Genomic DNA, 16,236 nt, shown 5'->3' with positions numbered 1-16,236 from the left:
CCGACTTCCCGGCCCTTCCATGCTGCCCCCGCTCGGGCGTCAGCCCCAACCGGACGGCCACCGGACGGCACGATGCCCGCCCCGGCGGGGGCGCCGTGCGGAACCCGCGGACAAGCAGGACGATGGACCCAGTGAGGGATGGGAGCGATGGATTCTGCGCGAAACGGATTCGACGCCCCGCTGTCCGCTGCGGCGCCCGCGGGGGCACACGAGCCGTTGGACGCGTCGAGCGACGCGGCGGCGATCGTCACGGTGGGCGGCACGGTCCTCGGCTGGACCCGTGGCGCCGAGGCCCTGCTCGGCCACCCGGCGGCGGACGTGGTCGGCCGCTCCGTCGCCCGGCTGCCGTCGGTGCCCCACGACGCGGTGCGGGCCGCCGGCATCGTGGAGCGGTGCCGCGCCGGCATGGGCTGGAGCGGGCTCGTCCCGGTACGGCACCGGGACGGCCGCCTCCTCGAGGTCGACCTGCGGGTGTCCGCGTCCTTCGGTGTCGGCGCGCAGGAGTGCCTCCTGCTGTCGACCCGGGTGCGCCGGCCGCAGTGGACGGTGGGCCAGTCCGTCCTGGACGGCTTCCTGACCCGCTCACCCGTCGGCATGGCCGTGGTCGACACCGATCTGCGGTGCCTGTGGCTGAACGACACCCTCGAGCACTTCGCCGGCGTCCCCCGGGAACAGCGCCTCGGACGCCGGCTGAGCGAGGTGCTGCCGGGGATGCAGGCGGAGGCCCTCGAGGGATTGATGCGCAAGGTGCTGGCCACGGGGGAACCGGTCACCGACTACGAGTACGTGGGCTGGAGCTGGGCCGACCCGCACCGCAGGCACGCCTACTCCACCTCGTTCTTCCCCCTGCTCGGCCCGGCCGGCACCGGCGAAGGCGTCACCGGGGTCTGCTACATGGTCCTGGACGTCACCGAGCGGTGGACCGCCCGCCGGCTGCTGTGCCTGGTCAACGAGGCCGGCAGCAAGATCGGCAGGACCCTGGACGTGATCCGCACCGCCCAGGAACTCGCCGACTTCGCGGTGCCGCGCTTCGCGGACCTCGTCATCGTCGACCTGCTGGAATCCGTGCTCAGCCGCGAGGGCAACGGCGCCTGGCTGACCGACGCCGGACCGGTTCCCGCGGACGTGTCGATGCGCCGCGCGGGGATGACGTCCGTGCGCGAGGGCTGCCCCGAGGCCGTGGCCCGGATCGGCGACCGCGTCGACTTCCTCACCCCGCCGCACGGCGCCGACCTGCTCGACACCGGCGACCCGGTCCTCATCCCCGTCCTCGACTCCGCCGACGACCTGTGGCTCACCGAGCAGACCGCGCGAGCGGACCGCATCCGGCGGTTCGGGCTGCACTCCCTCATCGCGGTGCCGATGCGGGCGCGCAGCACCGCGCTGGGCCTCACCACCTTCGTCCGCTCCCTCAACCAGGCCCCCTTCCGCGACGACGACGTGCTGCTCGCCGAGGAACTGGTGGCGCGGGCCGCGGTGTGCGTCGACAACGCCCGCCGCTACACCCGGGAGCACACGGCGGCGGTCACCCTCCAGCGCAGCCTGCTGCCGCAGGCGCTGTCGGGCGGCACGGCGCTGGACGTGGCCTCGTACTACCTGCCGGCCGACGCCACGGACGGCGTCGGCGGCGACTGGTTCGACGTCATCCCGCTGTCCGGCGCCCGGGTGGGGCTGGTCGTCGGGGACGTCGTCGGGCACGGCATCACCGCGGCGGCGAGCATGGGCCGGCTGCGCACCGCGGTGCAGACGCTCGCCGACATGGAGATGCCCCCCGACGAGCTGCTCGCCCACCTCGACGACCTGGTGCTCAGACTGGGCGAGGAGGAGGACGACGCCGGCGGGACCGGCCGCGGCGCGGCCACCTTCGTCGGTGCCACCTGCCTGTACGCCGTCTACGACCCGGTCAGCCGGTGCTGCAGCATGGCCCGGGCGGGCCACCCGCCACCGGTGATCGTCCCGCCCGGTGAGGACGCCTACTTCCCGGAGATCCCCTCAGGCCCGCCGCTGGGGCTCGGCGGCATGGCCTTCGAGGCCACCCGGTTCGAACTCGCCGAGCACAGCCTGCTCGGCCTCTACACCAACGGCCTGATCAGCGGGGCCGACCAGGACATGGAACGCGGCATGTCCCGGCTCGCCGGGGCGCTCGGCGGGAGCGAGCCCGACCTGGACCGGCTGTGCGCCTCCGCCGCGCGGCACCTCGGACCCGCGCCGCAGCCCGACGACATCGCCCTGCTGCTGACCCGCACCCGCGCCCTGGGCGCCGACCAGGTCGTCTCCTGGGACGTACCCGACGACCCGGCCGCCGTGGGCGACCTGCGGACCCGGGTCACCCGCCAGACCGAGGCCTGGGGTCTCGGCGAGCTGTCCATGACCACGGAACTCATCGTCAGTGAACTGGTCACCAACGCCATCCGCTACGCCGAGCCGCCGCTGCGGCTACGGCTGCTCCGCGACTCCCGGCTGACCTGCGAGGTCGCCGACGCCAGCAGCACCGCGCCCCGGCTGCGGCACGCCCGCAGCACCGACGAGGGCGGCCGCGGGCTCTTCCTGGTGGCCCAGCTCGCCCATCGCTGGGGCGCCCGCTACACCGGGGACGGGAAGATCATCTGGGCCGAGCAGGAGATCCCCTGACGCGTACCGCGCGGGTGCCGGGGGCGGAGGTCAGCGCGGGGCGGTCACCGCCCGCTCCAGGGCGTCCCGGGCGGCTTCGAGCGCCGCGGCGCGGTCCCCGGCGACCAGGCCGACACGGGTGCGCCGGTCCAGCAGGTCGGACTCGTCCAGGGCGCCCTCGTGCAGCGCGGCCCACAGCAGTTCGGCGCGGGTGACCGGATGGCCGGGCAGCAGCGGCCGGGCCAGCTCCGGGTCCCGCTCCGCCAGGGCGTGGACGGCGACGGCCTCGGTGCCGTGGCGCTGCACCAGGCGGCGCGGCGCGGGCAGGGCGCGCAGGCGGTCCGGTGCGGCGGCGCCGACCAGCGGCAGGGAGGCGGTGGGGGAGGGGCCCGCCGGCAGTCCCCGGGCCACGACGGCCGCGTCCACGGCGTCCTGGGCCATCCGCCGGTAGGTGGTGAGCTTGCCGCCGACCACCGTCGTCACCCCGTCGGGCGAGGTCAGGACCGCGTGCCGGCGCGAGATGTCGGCGGTGCGGGTTCCCGCCGCGCCGCCGCCGGCCGCGTCGGAGGTGTCCAGCAGCGGGCGCAGTCCCGCGAAGGCGCCCACCACCTCGTCGCGGCGCACCGGGGCGTCCAGGACGGAGCCGAGCACGTCGAGCAGGAAGCCGATGTCCGTCTCCGGAACCTCCGGCACGTCCGGGACGGGTCCCTCGACCGGCTCGTCGGTGAGACCGACGTACACCCGGCCGTCGCCCTGCGGCAGCACCAGGACGAAGCGGTTGGTCTCGCCGGGGACCGGGATGTGCAGCCCGGCCGGCAGGGCGCCCAGCCGCTCCGAGCGCAGCACCAGGTGGGTGCCGCGGGAGGGGCGTATCCGGATGCCGTCGACCAGGCCGCCCGCCCACACGCCGGCCGCGTTCACGACCGCACGGGCCCGGATCTCGCCCTCCTCGCCGGTGAGTTCGTCGCGGACCCGGGCGCCGCTCCCGGTCAGCTCCAGCACCCGGACCCGGGTCAGCACCCGGGCGCCGCGCGCGGCGGCGGTCCTGGCCAGCGCGGTGACCAGACGGGCGTCGTCGCTCACCCGGCCGTCCCAGGACAGCAGTCCGCCGCGCAGCCCCGCCGCCCGCACCCCGGGTGCCAGGTGCCGGGCCTCGGTCGCCGACAGCCGGTGCGGCGCGGGCAGCACCTGGCGCGGGGTGCGGGCGGCCAGCCGCAGCATGTCACCGGCCCGGAACCCGGCCCACGCCAGCGAGGCCTGGCCGCGGGAGACCAGCGGGGTCAGCGGCAGCACGAACGGCTGCGCGCTCACCAGGTGCGGGGCCGTCCGGGTCATCAGCACCCCGCGTTCGACCGCGCTCTCGTGCGCCACGTCGAACTGGCCCGAGGCCAGGTAGCGCAGCCCGCCGTGGATGAGCTTGGAACTCCAGCGGGAGGTGCCGAACGCCAGGTCGTGGGCGTCGACCGCGACGACGTCCAGGCCGCGCGCGGCGGCGTCGAGCGCGGCCCCGGCCCCCGTGGCGCCGAGCCCGACGACCAGGACGTCGGCCACCGCGCCGCCCGCGGCCTCGGCGAGTTCCCGGCCGCGCCGGCCCGCCGTGAGGGACGAGCCGGGTAGGGCGGTGCTGTGGCTCATGGCGTGAGGGTCCTCTCCAGAAGGGTGCGCAGCTCGCCGAGGAAGGCGGGGGCGCCGAGGTCGGGGTCGTCCTCGTCGGTCATCGTGCGCAGCGACAGCGTGAAGGACTGCACGATCAGCAGCAGCGCCCGGGCCTGCCGCTCGGTGTGGGCGGTGCGCACCGAGCCGTCCGCGTGGCCCTCGCGCAGCGCGTCGGCGAGCAGGGCCAGCAGGGCGTCCTGGCTCGCCCCGCGCCGGTCGAGCACGTAGGGCAGCAGCAGTTCGGGATCGACGTCGACGATCTTGCGGAACAGGGGGTGGGCGCGGAACGCCGCCACGCCCGTCACCAGCCCCTGCACGATCCGCTCGCGGGTGGTGGTGCCGGGCGCGGGCTCCGGGATGGCGTGCGTGGCCACCCCGATCCACTCCCGGGTCATCAGGTCGCCCACCAGCGTCCGCAGGTCGGGCCAGCGCCGGTACAGGGTCATCCGGGAGACGCCGGCGCGGCGGGCCACGTCGGCGAGCGTGGTGCGGCGGACGCCGACGGCCAGTACGCAGTCGCGCACCGCGTCGAGCACGTGGTCACTGTCCGAGGCGTTGTGACGAATAGGCGTCATGTGTCACAGTGTAACGCCCCGGGTGCCGAGGCGGGCGCCGCCGTCGGACGGCGGGCGCCGCGGCCGCGCGGACCGAGCACACCGACCTGTGAGGACGACCGTTCAATGGACATGCTGTGGAACGGCTGGGGCGACCCGGCCAAGGCGGCGCCGCTGCCCGACACGGTGACCGGACTGCTGCGCGACCTGCTCGGCGTCCGGCCCCGCACCGCACCGGCGCTCGCCCTCGACGGCATCCGCCCGCCCGCGGTCACCACCGGCCCTGCCGCCCTGGAGGCGCTCGCCCGGGCCGTCGGCGGCGGCGAGCACGTCCGCACCGACGCCGAGAGCCGGGTGCGCCACACCCGCGGCAAGTCCACCCCCGACCTGCTGCGGCTGCGCGCCGGCGACGTCACGGACGTCCCGCAGGCGGTGGTGCTGCCCGCCTCTCACGAGGAGGTCCTCGCCGTGCTGGAGGCCTGCGCCCGGCACGGCCTGGCCGTCGTCCCGTTCGGCGGCGGCACCTCCGTCGTCGGCGGACTCGCCCCGAAGCGGAGCGCTTTCGTCGCCCTCGACCTGCGCCGCATGAACCGCCTGCTCGACCTGGACCCCGTCTCCCGCACCGCCGTGCTCCAGCCTGGCCTGCGCGCCCCCGAGGCCGAGGCCCTGCTCGCCGAACACGGCTTCACCCTCGGCCACTTCCCGCAGTCCTACGAGTGGGCCACCATCGGGGGCTTCGCCGCCGCCCGCTCCAGCGGACAGGCCTCCGCCGGGTACGGCCGCTTCGACGAGATGGTCCTCGGCCTGACCCTCGCCACCCCCGCGGGCACCGTCGAGACGGGCCGCGCCCCCCGCTCCGCCGCCGGACCCGACCTGCGCCAGCTCGTCCTCGGCTCGGAGGGCGCCTTCGGCGTCATCACCTCCGTCACCGTACGGCTGCGCCCGCTGCCGCAGACGCGTGTCTACGAGGGCTGGCGCTTCGCCTCCTTCGAGGCGGGCACCGCCGCCCTGCGCCGGCTGGCCCAGGACGGACCGCGGCCGACCGTGCTGCGCCTGTCCGACGAGACCGAGACCCTCGTCGGCCTCGCCCAGCCCGACGCCATCGGCGCGGGAGCCGCTCCCGGCGACGCCGGGTGCCTGGCGATCACCGGCTACGAGGGCACGGCCGAGGACACCGCGCTGCGCCGCGAGCAGGCGGCGGCCGTCCTGCGGTCCTGCGGCGGAACCCCGGACGGCACCGCACCCGGCGAGCGCTGGGCGCACGGCCGCTACGCGGCGCCGTACCTGCGCGACTCCCTGCTGGACGCCGGGGCCTTCGCCGAGACGCTGGAGACCGCGGCGTTCTGGTCGCGGATCCCGGAGCTGTACACCGCCGTCCGCACCGCGCTCACCGACACCCTCACCCGGGCCGGCACCCCGCCGCTGGTGATGTGCCACATCTCCCACGTGTACGAGAACGGCGCCTCCCTGTACTTCACCGTCGTCAGCGCCCAGGGCGAGGACCCCGTCGCGCACTGGACGCCGGCCAAGCACGCCGCGAACGACGCCGTGCTCGCCGCGGGCGGCACCATAAGCCACCATCACGGGGTCGGCACCGACCACCGGCACTGGTACGTCAGGGAGACGGGGCCGTTGGGTATCGACGTTCTGCGCGCCGTCAAGCGGCGCCTGGACCCCGACGGACTGCTCAACCCCGGCGTCCTGCTGCCCGCCGACTGACCCGCCCTGCCCCGCCCCGTACCCTCGCCGCCGTCACCAGCACCAGCACCGTCACCGCCCGGAGGCACACCGATGCGACAGTTCACCGCAGTCGTCAACCCGACCGCGGGCGGCTCCACCGGCGCGGCCACGCTGCTCCAGGTGGCCCGGCTGCTCCGCGAGGCGGGCGCGGACCTGCGGACGGAGTACAGCCACAGCCTCGCCCACGCCCAGGACCTGGCACGGCGGGCCGGTGAGCAGGGCCGGGTGGTGCTGGCCGTGGGCGGCGACGGGATCGTGGGCGGCATCGGCGGGGCGCTCAGCGGCAGCGGCACCGTCCTTGGACTGGTGCCCGCCGGACGGGGCAACGACTTCGCCCGGGCCCTCGGGCTGCCCGCCGATCCCGCCGCGCTCGCGGACATCCTGCTGCACGCCGAACCCCGCGCGGTCGACACCATCGAGGTGGAGTCGGCCGTCCACCGGGGCACCGTGGTCCTGGGCAGCGTCTACGCCGGGGTCGACGCGCTGGCCAACCGGCACGCCAACAACGCCCGGCTGCTGCGCGGCGCCGCCTCCTACTACGCGGGCGGCCTGCGCGCCGTGACCGGCTGGCGGCCGGCCGACTACCGCGTCACCGTCGACGGCGTGGAACACCCGCACCGCGGATACACCGTCGTCGCCGCCAACTCCCCGTACTACGGCTCCGGGCGGCTCATCGCGCCCGGGGCGCTGGTCGACGACGGGCTGCTGGACGTCGTGCTGATCCGGGAGGCGCCGCGCCGGCTGTTCTTCACCCTGATGAACGAGCTGAGCACGGGAGCCCATGTGCACCGCCCGGAGGTGCGCGTCCTGCGCGGCCGGGAACTGCGCATCGAGGCGTCACGGCCCGTCCCCTACGGCGCCGACGGCGAGGTCGAGGCCACCTTGCCGGTGACCGTCCGGGTGCGCCCCGCCGACCTGCCGGTGCTGTGCCGCCCGGCGGCCGGCGCCCCGCACCTCACCGGCGGCGGCTCCGGCTGAGCGCGGCCGGGACAGGACGTGGCTCAGCCTCCCCAGACGGACCAGGGCGCCGTCCCCTGGGTGGCCGCCAGCAGGGCCAGCACGACCAGGTCGGCGATGCCCAGCCCCAGGCCCAGCAGCGCGCGGGTCCGGCGCGGGGTGTCACGGCGCAGCGCGACGACGGCCAGCACGATCGCGATCGGGCCGAGGACGAGGTTGAGCACCAGCAGTCCGACGAGCCCGAGCACGAAGGAGGCCACGGCCATGCCTTCGGTGTCCCGCCGTCCCGTGCGGGCGGAAGGAGGAGCGGTGAGTCGCATCGGCTAGGCCCTCCTCGTCCGGTCGCTCGTGCGAGGGCCGCGGCGGCGGCGTTCCCGCACGGCGAAGACCAGCAGCCACACGGCGATGACCGCACCGAGCACCAGGGTGAGGGGCCAGGGAAGATAGGCGGCCGCTCCCACGACGATGCCGAGCAGGAGCAGGGCGACGACCAGGAAGAGCACGGTCACCTCCCGCGTCGGGTGTCGGCGGTCACGGGCAGCGGCTTCGTGCGCGGTTTCTCCAGCGGCCTGTCCGGCCGCATCCTCAACGCGTTCATGACATCGCGGGTTACCCGCGATCGCCCGCCTCACTCGGCGGCTTCCGGCCTGCCTCGCGCGGAGCGGGCGCGGACGCGCCCGGCGCGGCGGACGCGACGGCACCCATGCGGCCCGCGCCAGCGGGCATCCTGACGCACATGAACGCACAGGTCCAGGTCACCGGCCGCCGCGCGGCCGTCCGGGCGTCCACCGCCGCCTGGTGGCCCGCGCTGCGCCGTACGCCGGGGGCCCTGTGGCGCGACGACGTGACCGACTACGTCGCCGCCCTCACCTACTACGCCATCCTGACCGTGCTGCCCGCGCTGCTCGTCGCCGTCATCGCCTTCGGACTGGTCAGCCCGGTCACCGCCGAGGACTTCGTCACGCAGGTCACCGCGTACGCGCCGGCCGGGTCGGCCGCGCAGCTGCACGACGCCATGGCCCGCATGCTGCGCGTGGACTCGGCGGCCGGCTGGACCCTGCTCGTCGTCGGGGGCGCCAGCGCGCTGTGGTCCGCCTCCAGCTATCTGGCCGTCTTCCGGCGCGCGGTCCACCGTATGCACCGCGTCGCGGACCAGCGCTCGCCCTGGCGCCGGGCGCCCCGGATCGTGCTCACCGCCCTCGTGCTGCTGGGGCTGCTCATGGTCAGCGCCCTGGTACTGCTGCTGACCGGGCCGGTCGCCGAGCGCGCGGGCCATGCCCTCGGCCTGGACGTGCCCGTCGCCTGGGCCTGGAGCCTGCTGCGCTGGCCGGTGCTGCTGGCGCTGGCGGCGCTGCTCGTGGTCGTCGTCTTCCACACCGGTCCCGCCTCCGCCCGGCGGCGTGCCTACAGCCTGCCCGGCGGTGTCCTGTCGTCCGCGCTGTGGCTGACGGTCTCGGCCGGCTTCGGCCTGTACGCGGCCACCCTCGGCGACTACAGCCGGCTGTACGGCTCCCTCGCCGGAGTCGTCGTCTTCCTCATCTGGCTGTGGCTGGCCAACCTCGCCCTCCTCACCGGAGCGCAGTTCGCTGCCGAACTGGCCCTGCGGACGGCGCGCGACCCGCGGACCGGTGAGCTGCGCGAGAAGCCCGGCGAGGTGCGGGACGAAATGACCGGTGGGGTGTGCGACGAGGTGCCCGGCGCGGTGGCCGACGGAAGCCGCTGACACCGGGGCGCCCTCTTTTCCGGGAACACGCGTCGCCTGTTGCCCGACGCCTATGTCAGGTAACCTGACATATGCCGGGGGAGCCCGGCCGATCCCGACCGGAATCGGAGATTCCGTATGACCATCGAGTACGCCACCCGCCACCGCGCCCGCTCCTTCATCCCGCCTCAGCCGGGCAAGCCCTACTTCGTGGAGAAAGGCATGGGGGACCGGGCGCACCTGTTCGGCGACCTCGTCACGATCTACGCGGGCGGCGAGCAGACGGAGAACACCTTCAACTTCTTCACCGTGGAGGGCCCGAAGGGGGACATCATCCCGGCCCACTCGCACGCCGACACCCACGAGGTCTTCTACGTCACCCAGGGCGCCGTGCGGCTGTTCGTCGAGGACCTGGAGGGCCAGCAGCAGGAGAAGCTGCTCGTCCCCGGTGACTTCGGCTTCGTCCCCAAGAACTGCCCGCACGCGTACCGCATGGAGCGCCACCACACGCAGATCGTCGGCGTCGCCGCCGGACCCGGCGGGACCTTCGAGCGGTTCTTCGAGAACCTGGGCGCACCGGCCGAGGGACTCGGGCTCCCCGCCCGGCCCCACGTGCCCGCCCCGGACAAGTTCGCCACCGTCCCCGAGGAGTTCGACGTCCGCTTCCTGCCCGGCCACCAGTGGCGCACCGGGAGCTGACCACCGTGGCCCACGTCGAGGCGCTGCTGGCCGGCCTGCTGGTCGGCGCCCTGTACGCGGCGCTGCGGGTGCGGTCGCCCGCGCCACCGCCGGTCGCCCTGTTCGGCCTGCTGGGCATGGTGCTCGGCCAGCTGCTGCCGGCGGCGCTGTGAGCGCCCCGGAAACCCCGCGCCCGTCCGGCGCCGCCGGCTTCCCGCGCGCCGCCGGCTTCCTGCGTGCCGCCGGTGTCTCCTTTGCCGCCGGGCTCGTGATGGGTGCCGTGTACTGGCTGCTCGGCGTGACCTCGCCCGCCCCGCCCCTGCTGGGCCTGACCGGCCTGGCCGGGATCGTCGCGGGCGAACGCGCCGTGTCCGCCCTGCGCTCCCGCACGCGTCGGACCGCCCCGGACTCCGCAGCCCCCGCCCCCGCCCCTGACTCCGACCCCGACCCGTCGTCCAGCACCGCCCCCGCGCCCGCCCCGCCCGACGAGGAACCCTCCCCATGACCGCAGCCTCACCGACGACCGCGCCCGCTGACCGCGGCCCCGGACTCGTCGACGTCCACGCCCACTTCGTCACCGACTCCTACGTCCGCCGGGCCCGCGCCGCCGGCCACGAGCACCCCGACGGCGTGCCCGCCTGGCCGTCCTGGTCGGCCGGTGCGCACCTGGACCTGATGGACCGCAGCGGCATCGACACGGCCGTGCTGTCGGTGTCCTCGCCGGGCGTGCACTTCGGGGACCCGGCGGCCGCCCGCGCCCTGGCCCGGGAGGTCAACGAGGACGGCGCCGCCGTCGTGCGGGACCACCCCGGCCGCTTCGGGCTGTTCGCCTCACTGCCGCTGCCCGACGTCGACGCCACGCTCGCCGAGATCGGCCACGCCTTCGACGTGCTCGGCGCCGACGGCGTCGTCCTGGAGACCCACACGCACGGCGTCTACCTCGGCGACGCCCGCCTGGAGCCGGTGTTCGCCGAGCTGAACCGCCGCCGGGCCGTGGTCTTCCTCCACCCCACGTCACCGGTGTGCTGGGAGCGGTCCGCGCTGGGCCGGCCCCGGCCGATGGTGGAGTTCGTCTTCGACACCGCCCGCACCGTCACCGACCTGCTCCTCGCGGGCACGCTCGAACGCCACCCGAACCTGAAGGTCGTCGTACCGCACTGCGGCGGCGCCCTGCCGGTCCTCGCCGACCGCATCAACGGGTTCATGCGCCTGTTCATGCAGGGGCAGGGGCAGGGGCAGGGGGACGGGCAGGCGCCGGACGCCGTCGCCCAGCTGAGCCGGCTGTACTACGACCTGGCGGGCCCCGCCTTCCCCCGCCAGCTGCCCGCCCTGCTCGGCCTGGCCGCCCCGGACCGGCTGCTGTACGGCAGCGACTACTGCTGGACGCCCGCGACCGCCGCCCAGGCGCACGCCGCGTCCTTCGACGCCGCCCCGGCCCCGCTCGACGGCACCACCTGGCGGTCCCTCACCACCGCCAACGCCCACACGCTGCTCCCTCGCCTCGCCCGCTGAGACCGCCCACCGAGACACCGCCCGCCACGACACCGCCCCCGGAGACCCCATGCCCGCCCCGCAGTTCCCGCCGCACCTGCCGGCGCCGCCGGACCCGGCACGCCTGCCCCTGCCCCCCTCCGCCCGTCCCGCCCCGGGAGTACGGCTGCTGCGCGGCGCCGTCTACGCCGTGCCCGAGGGCAGCCGCCCGCTGGAGCTGGACCTGTGGCTGCCCGAGGACGCCTGCGGACCCGTGCCCGTGGTCCTCTTCGTGCACGGCGGGGCCTGGCGCACCGGGCTCCGCGACGACCTGGGTCCACGGTTCCGGGACTGGCTGCCCGGCCCGTTCGCCCGGCTGGCAGGCACCGGTGTGGCCGTGGCCTGCCCCGACTACCGGCTCAGCGGCGAAGCCGCCCACCCGGCCCAGACGGCGGACCTGGGCGCCGCCCTGGCCTGGCTGCACGGACGGGCCGGCGAACTCGGGCTGGACACCGGGCGGGTCGTCCTGTGGGGCGAGTCCGCCGGCGGCCATCTGGCGGCCCTCACCGCGCTCGCGCCGGGCGCGTCCGCAGCGCCGCCCACCGGGGTCACCGTGCGCGGCTGCGCCACCTGGTACGCGCCCACCGACCTCACCCGCCTGGCCGATGACCTGCCCCCCGGCCGCTTCGACCCCGCCGATCCGGGCACCTTCGAGGCGCTGCTGATCGGCGCCGCCGTCGCCGACGCCCCGGAACGGGCCCGCGACGCCAGCCCGGCCGCCCGGGTGACGCCGGGTGCCCCGCCCTTCCTCGTCCTGCACGGCACCCGGGACGAGATCGTTCCCTGCGCCCAGGGCGAACGGCTGGCCGCGGCGCTGCGCGACGCGGGCGTCCCCGTCGACCACGTGCCGGTGACCGGCGGTGACCACCTCTGGGTGGGCCTCACGGAAGCGGAGGTGGAACGCTGCTTCGACCGGACGGCGGCGTTCATCGCACGCTGCTGCGCCTGAGCGGCCCGGCGCGTGTACGTGGCGGTCCGGCCCCGTCCGGCCGGTCCGGCCGCGGCTGTGGCGGGCACCCGGAGGATAATCCGGCGGGTAGCCGATCTTCCGAGGAGCCATGAGTCATCGCGCCGCCAATCTGCCCCAGCTGCTCTCCGAGGCCCGACGCTGGTTCGAGGACGCCCTGTTCGCCAGCATGGAGGCGGCGGGCGAGCAGCCGGTGACCACCGCCCAGGCGTCGGTCTTCGCCCTGCTGGACGCCGAGGGCACGACCGTCTCGGAGCTGGCCCGCCGGATCGGCGTCGCCCGGCAGACCGCCCACCAGGCGGTGCACGGCCTGATCGGCATGGAGCTGCTGGAGCAGGTTCCCGACCCGGCGTCCGCGCGCCGGCGGCTGATCCGGATGACCGCCGAGGGGCAGCGGGTGCACGAGCGCGCCCAGGCCACGATCAAGGTGATCGAGGCGGCCCTGGTGGACCGGATCGGGCCCGGTCCGGTCCGCTGCCTGCGGGAGGCGCTCACGGCCGACTGGGGGCAGCCGCCCCTGGTCGCGGCCCCCTGATCACCCGGTACGGTTCCGGCCGGCCGCGCCTCGCCGGCCGCGCCTCACCGCTCGTGCTGCGGGGACGGCGCGACCGGGCTGGGCTCGCCGCCGGTCCCGGCCGGCCGCTCGTTGATGTGCTGCACGGCCCGGCTCAGCGCCACGACGCCCAGCACGATCAGCAGGGCGCCGCTCGCCTCCGGCACCAGCCACCGGCCCGAGCGGACCCGTTCGCCGAACAGGAAGATGCCGAGGGCGAGGCTGACCACTGCGTCGCCGATGGTCAGCGCGGGCTGTGAGGCGACCAGCGGGCCCGCCTGGAGGGAGTTCTCCAGCAGCAGCACCGCGAGCACGCCGGCCAGCGCGAAGCCGTACGTCTGCCAGGACCGCAGGAACGCGGCGAATCCGTGGTCGGCGAAGGTGTCGCTGGCGGACTTCAGCAGGGCGGCGGTCAGGGCGTTGCCCACCGCCGAGGCGGCCGCGAGCAGCGCGGCCCGCCGTACCGCCGGACGTCCCCGGCCGGCGAGGGCGACGGCCACGGCCATCACGCCGAGGCACAGAGCGACGGCCGGGATCCACCGTGCGAGCGGGGCCTGGCTGCCGGCGCCGTGCGGAGCGGCCGCGACGAGCAGGACGGCCAGGCCCGCCACCACCCCGCCGACCCCCCACCAGCCCCCGGGGGACAGCCTGCGGTGCATCAGCGGCGCCGCGATGAGCAGGGCGAAGGGGAGTTCGAGGATGAACAGGGGCTGGACCAGGGCGAGCGGGCCGTTGACGAGCGCCAGGCTCTGGAACACCGCGGCGCCGGCCACTCCGGCGATTCCCATCAGCCAGAACGGCCGGCGCACCAGTTCCGCCAGCAGCCGTATCCCGCCCCGGCTGCTGGCGGAGGCCGCCTTGCGCTGGAACGCGGTGCCCACGGCGTTGCTCGCCGCTCCCGCGACGGCGAACGCCGCGGCCAGTTCGATCACGACCGTCTCCCGCCTGCGGAACACCTCCCGTAGGAGTGCCGATCGTCTTCAGCCTACGAAAGCCTCCGCCGCGGCGCCGTCCGGACGAGGGACCGCCCGACGCCCGCCCGCCCGGACGGTCCGGGCGGGCAGGGGCGTCACAGCTCGCGCCAGCGGGCGCTGCACCAGGAGAAGACGCCGAACGCCGCGAGGCCCAGCGCGATCAGGGCGAGCACCCAGGGACCGGCGGGCAGGTCGCGGAACGAGCGCAGGGTGTCGTCCATGCCCTTGGCCTTGCCGGGCTCGTGCTGGACGGCCGCGACCAGGGCGAAGACCCCGGCGACGGCGAAGACGACGCCGCGGGTCGCACCGCCCGTCACCCCGAGGAAGTCGGTGACCTGCTGGGCCCGGTGCGACATCGTCGAGGTCCGCAGGTGCTTGCGGAACTTCTTCATCACCGCCCGGCCCGCGATCCACAGCCCGGCGGCCACCACGGCCACTCCGGCCGCGCCGACGATCCACTGGCCGCCCGGCCACTTCAGGGCCATCGCCGTGACGTCGTCCGTGTGCCGGTCCGAGGAACCGCTGCCGCTGCCCTTGTCCCCGGCCGCGTAGGAGAGCACCGAGTAGGAGAGGAAGGCGTAGAAGACGGCCCGGCCCGCGGCCATCGCCCGCTTGGACGCCTTGGTCCCGTCCGGTCCGGCGACGCCGAACGCCGCCTCCGACAGCCGCCACAGTGCCATGCCGGCGAGTGCGATCCCGACGATCCACAGCATCGCCGAGCCGAAGGGCTTCTCGGCCAGTTCACCGAGGGCACCGCCGCGGTCGGCCTGCTTCCCGCCGCCGTTCCCGCCGAAGGCGATCTGCAGGGCGATGATGCCCACGAGTACGTAGATGAGTCCGCGAGCGGCGAAGCCGGCCCGGGCCGCCGCGGTCATCGCTGTGCTGTCGGCCGCGCGGCGGGCCCGGCCGCGTCCGCGAAGCGCCACTGAGTGTGCGTCCATACCTTCGCCGATGCCCCGGCGCCCGGCTCCGACACCTACGAGAAGCGCGCCGGGGCGGTGGGGAGGGGTCAGTGCTCGTGCCGTGCGGCGGACCCGGCACCCGCACCCGGGCCGTCACCGTCGCCTGCCGCGGAACCGGACTCCGCCCGCGACCCGGACTCCGGGTCGGCGGCGGCCCAGGTGGGCCGGAAGCAGGCGTGCACCATCTTGCCGTCGGGGCAGGGGCGCGCCTGCCAGTCGTCGGCCAGCGCGTCGACGAGGAGCATGCCGCGGCCGCCCACCCGCTCGGCGTCGACCGGCCGGGGTGCGGGCAGCCGGGGGGAGGTGTCGTGCACGGTCACGTGCAGACATGTGCTGTCCCAGGTCAGGACGATGTCGGCGGCGCTGTGGGCGTGCACGTGGGCGTTGGTGACCAGCTCCGAGATGGTCAGCAGCACCGCGTCCACGGTGTCCGGGGCCGACTCGGTCCACCCCAGCGAACGCAGGTGCTCCCGGGCCCAGTCGCGCGCCGCCTTGACGCTGCAGTCCAGGGGGAGCGAACGCGCCCAGCCCACTGCCCGCAGTGATGATTCGCTCACGGTCTGCCTTCCTGCTGTGGCCTGTGAGCGCAGGTACCCGCCCATCGGGCGTTGACTCGGCGCGCGCCGCCCCGAGTACGCGTTCGGGCACGACCACGCACGGCGTACGCGGGCGGGGTCCGGCGGCGAGTAGCCGCCGGACCCCGGTCCGCCACGGATGCGGGCGGCTCGGTCGTGCCGCCGCCCGCCCCGGACGGAGTGCTTCAGACCGTGCCGCTCGCCGAGATCGTCACCTTCGCCTTGGGCGCGCCGCTCTGGCTGCCCAGGGTCTCGATCTTGTCGACGATGTCCTGGCCCTCGACGACCTCGCCGAAGACCACGTGCTTGCCGTCCAGCCAGCCGGTGACGACCGTGGTGATGAAGAACTGCGAACCGTTGGTGTTCCGGCCGGCGTTCGCCATGCTCAGCAGGTAGGGCCGGTCGTGCTTCAGGTCGAAGTTCTCGTCCTTGAACTTCTCGCCGTAGATGCTCTTGCCGCCGGTGCCGTCGCCGCGGGTGAAGTCGCCGCCCTGGAGCATGAACTGGGGGATGACCCGGTGGAACGAGGAACCGGCGTACCCGAAGCCGTGCTGGCCGGTGGCGAGCTCGCGGAAGTTCTTGGCGGTCTCCGGAACCACGTCGTCGAAGAGCTTGAAGACGATACGGCCGGCCGGCTCGTCGTTGATGGTGATGTCGAAGTAGACGTTGTCGCTCATGGCGGCCAACCTACCGGTGAGCGGTCCTCCGGCGATCGCAAGGTCCCGCTTCCGGGACGCCGGTGTCGCCTCCCGGGTCTCCGCGGCGCCACGCCGGGTCG

General features: G+C 75.3%; 18 protein-coding genes. 10 read left to right on the top strand and 8 right to left on the bottom strand.

Going from position 1 to position 16,236, the window contains the following annotated elements; genetic code table 11:
* Positions 1-147 precede the first annotated feature (147 nt).
* Positions 148-2,631, top strand: coding sequence for a SpoIIE family protein phosphatase (locus tag ACZ6CZ_RS19400; protein ID WP_469022382.1), 2,484 nt, complete (start codon positions 148-150; stop codon positions 2,629-2,631).
* Between the two features lie 30 nt (positions 2,632-2,661).
* Here the strand turns inward: ACZ6CZ_RS19400 and ACZ6CZ_RS19395 are convergent, their stop codons facing one another.
* Positions 2,662-4,245 carry a glycerol-3-phosphate dehydrogenase/oxidase gene (locus tag ACZ6CZ_RS19395; RefSeq protein WP_469022380.1) on the bottom strand — a complete coding sequence of 528 codons (1,584 nt, stop codon included), beginning with the start codon at positions 4,243-4,245 and terminating at the stop codon, positions 2,662-2,664.
* Positions 4,242-4,841: a TetR/AcrR family transcriptional regulator gene (locus ACZ6CZ_RS19390; protein WP_469022377.1), complete on the bottom strand. Its 600-nt coding sequence runs from the start codon at positions 4,839-4,841 to the stop codon at positions 4,242-4,244. Before ACZ6CZ_RS19390 ends, ACZ6CZ_RS19395 begins: the two co-directional genes overlap by 4 nt.
* Before the next feature lie 105 nt (positions 4,842-4,946).
* Between ACZ6CZ_RS19390 and ACZ6CZ_RS19385 the strand changes: the two genes are divergently transcribed.
* Both ACZ6CZ_RS19385 and ACZ6CZ_RS19380 read left to right on the top strand, forming a co-directional pair.
* The gene (locus tag ACZ6CZ_RS19385) at positions 4,947-6,539 is read left to right on the top strand and encodes an FAD-binding oxidoreductase (protein WP_469022373.1); all 1,593 of its coding nucleotides are present in this window, start codon (positions 4,947-4,949) and stop codon (positions 6,537-6,539) included.
* A gap of 72 nt (positions 6,540-6,611) precedes the next feature.
* Positions 6,612-7,538 (top strand): YegS/Rv2252/BmrU family lipid kinase, encoded by a 927-nt coding sequence (locus ACZ6CZ_RS19380; RefSeq protein WP_469022370.1) that lies wholly within the window; start codon positions 6,612-6,614, stop codon positions 7,536-7,538.
* 23 nt (positions 7,539-7,561) lie between these two features.
* Here the strand turns inward: ACZ6CZ_RS19380 and ACZ6CZ_RS19375 are convergent, their stop codons facing one another.
* Both ACZ6CZ_RS19375 and ACZ6CZ_RS19370 read right to left on the bottom strand, forming a co-directional pair.
* Positions 7,562-7,837 carry a DUF4190 domain-containing protein gene (locus ACZ6CZ_RS19375; RefSeq protein ID WP_469022367.1) on the bottom strand — a complete coding sequence of 92 codons (276 nt, stop codon included), beginning with the start codon at positions 7,835-7,837 and terminating at the stop codon, positions 7,562-7,564.
* Positions 7,838-7,840: 3 nt separating this feature from the next.
* Positions 7,841-8,020, bottom strand: a complete 180-nt coding sequence (locus ACZ6CZ_RS19370) for a hypothetical protein (RefSeq protein WP_469022364.1) — start codon at positions 8,018-8,020, stop codon at positions 7,841-7,843.
* 233 nt (positions 8,021-8,253) lie between these two features.
* Between ACZ6CZ_RS19370 and ACZ6CZ_RS19365 the strand changes: the two genes are divergently transcribed.
* The 7 genes from ACZ6CZ_RS19365 to ACZ6CZ_RS19335 all read left to right on the top strand — a co-directional run bounded on the left by ACZ6CZ_RS19365 (position 8,254) and on the right by ACZ6CZ_RS19335 (position 12,929).
* Positions 8,254-9,240, top strand: coding sequence for a YihY/virulence factor BrkB family protein (locus ACZ6CZ_RS19365; protein ID WP_469022361.1), 987 nt, complete (start codon positions 8,254-8,256; stop codon positions 9,238-9,240).
* A 117-nt stretch (positions 9,241-9,357) separates the two neighbouring features.
* Positions 9,358-9,918 (top strand): quercetin 2,3-dioxygenase, encoded by a 561-nt coding sequence (locus tag ACZ6CZ_RS19360; protein WP_469022358.1) that lies wholly within the window; start codon positions 9,358-9,360, stop codon positions 9,916-9,918.
* Positions 9,919-9,923: 5 nt separating this feature from the next.
* Entirely contained in the window at positions 9,924-10,070 is a 147-nt protein-coding gene (locus ACZ6CZ_RS19355; RefSeq protein ID WP_469022355.1) for a DUF1427 family protein, read from the top strand.
* Positions 10,067-10,402, top strand: coding sequence for a DUF1427 family protein (locus ACZ6CZ_RS19350; protein ID WP_469022352.1), 336 nt, complete (start codon positions 10,067-10,069; stop codon positions 10,400-10,402). The genes ACZ6CZ_RS19355 and ACZ6CZ_RS19350 overlap by 4 nt, the downstream gene beginning before the upstream one ends.
* Entirely contained in the window at positions 10,399-11,409 is a 1,011-nt protein-coding gene (locus tag ACZ6CZ_RS19345; protein ID WP_469022349.1) for an amidohydrolase family protein, read from the top strand. Before ACZ6CZ_RS19350 ends, ACZ6CZ_RS19345 begins: the two co-directional genes overlap by 4 nt.
* Positions 11,410-11,458: 49 nt before the next feature.
* On the top strand, positions 11,459-12,376 hold the full coding sequence (locus ACZ6CZ_RS19340; RefSeq protein WP_469022346.1) for an alpha/beta fold hydrolase: 918 nt from the start codon (positions 11,459-11,461) through the stop codon (positions 12,374-12,376).
* A 109-nt stretch (positions 12,377-12,485) separates the two neighbouring features.
* Positions 12,486-12,929: a MarR family winged helix-turn-helix transcriptional regulator gene (locus ACZ6CZ_RS19335; RefSeq protein ID WP_469022343.1), complete on the top strand. Its 444-nt coding sequence runs from the start codon at positions 12,486-12,488 to the stop codon at positions 12,927-12,929.
* Positions 12,930-12,973: 44 nt separating this feature from the next.
* Here ACZ6CZ_RS19335 and ACZ6CZ_RS19330 read toward each other — a convergent pair whose 3' ends face one another.
* The 4 genes from ACZ6CZ_RS19330 to ACZ6CZ_RS19315 form a co-directional block, all read right to left on the bottom strand.
* Positions 12,974-13,879, bottom strand: a complete 906-nt coding sequence (locus ACZ6CZ_RS19330) for a DMT family transporter (RefSeq protein ID WP_469022340.1) — start codon at positions 13,877-13,879, stop codon at positions 12,974-12,976.
* Positions 13,880-14,016: 137 nt separating this feature from the next.
* Positions 14,017-14,862 (bottom strand): DUF1206 domain-containing protein, encoded by an 846-nt coding sequence (locus tag ACZ6CZ_RS19325; RefSeq protein ID WP_469022336.1) that lies wholly within the window; start codon positions 14,860-14,862, stop codon positions 14,017-14,019.
* 68 nt (positions 14,863-14,930) lie between these two features.
* Complete coding sequence (locus ACZ6CZ_RS19320; RefSeq protein WP_469022333.1) at positions 14,931-15,440, bottom strand: ATP-binding protein; 510 nt, start codon at positions 15,438-15,440, stop codon at positions 14,931-14,933.
* A 203-nt stretch (positions 15,441-15,643) separates the two neighbouring features.
* Positions 15,644-16,135 carry a peptidylprolyl isomerase gene (locus tag ACZ6CZ_RS19315; RefSeq protein WP_469022330.1) on the bottom strand — a complete coding sequence of 164 codons (492 nt, stop codon included), beginning with the start codon at positions 16,133-16,135 and terminating at the stop codon, positions 15,644-15,646.
* Positions 16,136-16,236: the final 101 nt, after the last annotated feature.

The organism is Streptomyces sp. NPDC041135 (assembly GCF_055592085.1).
This window is presented reverse-complemented; position numbering and strand designations above follow the sequence as displayed.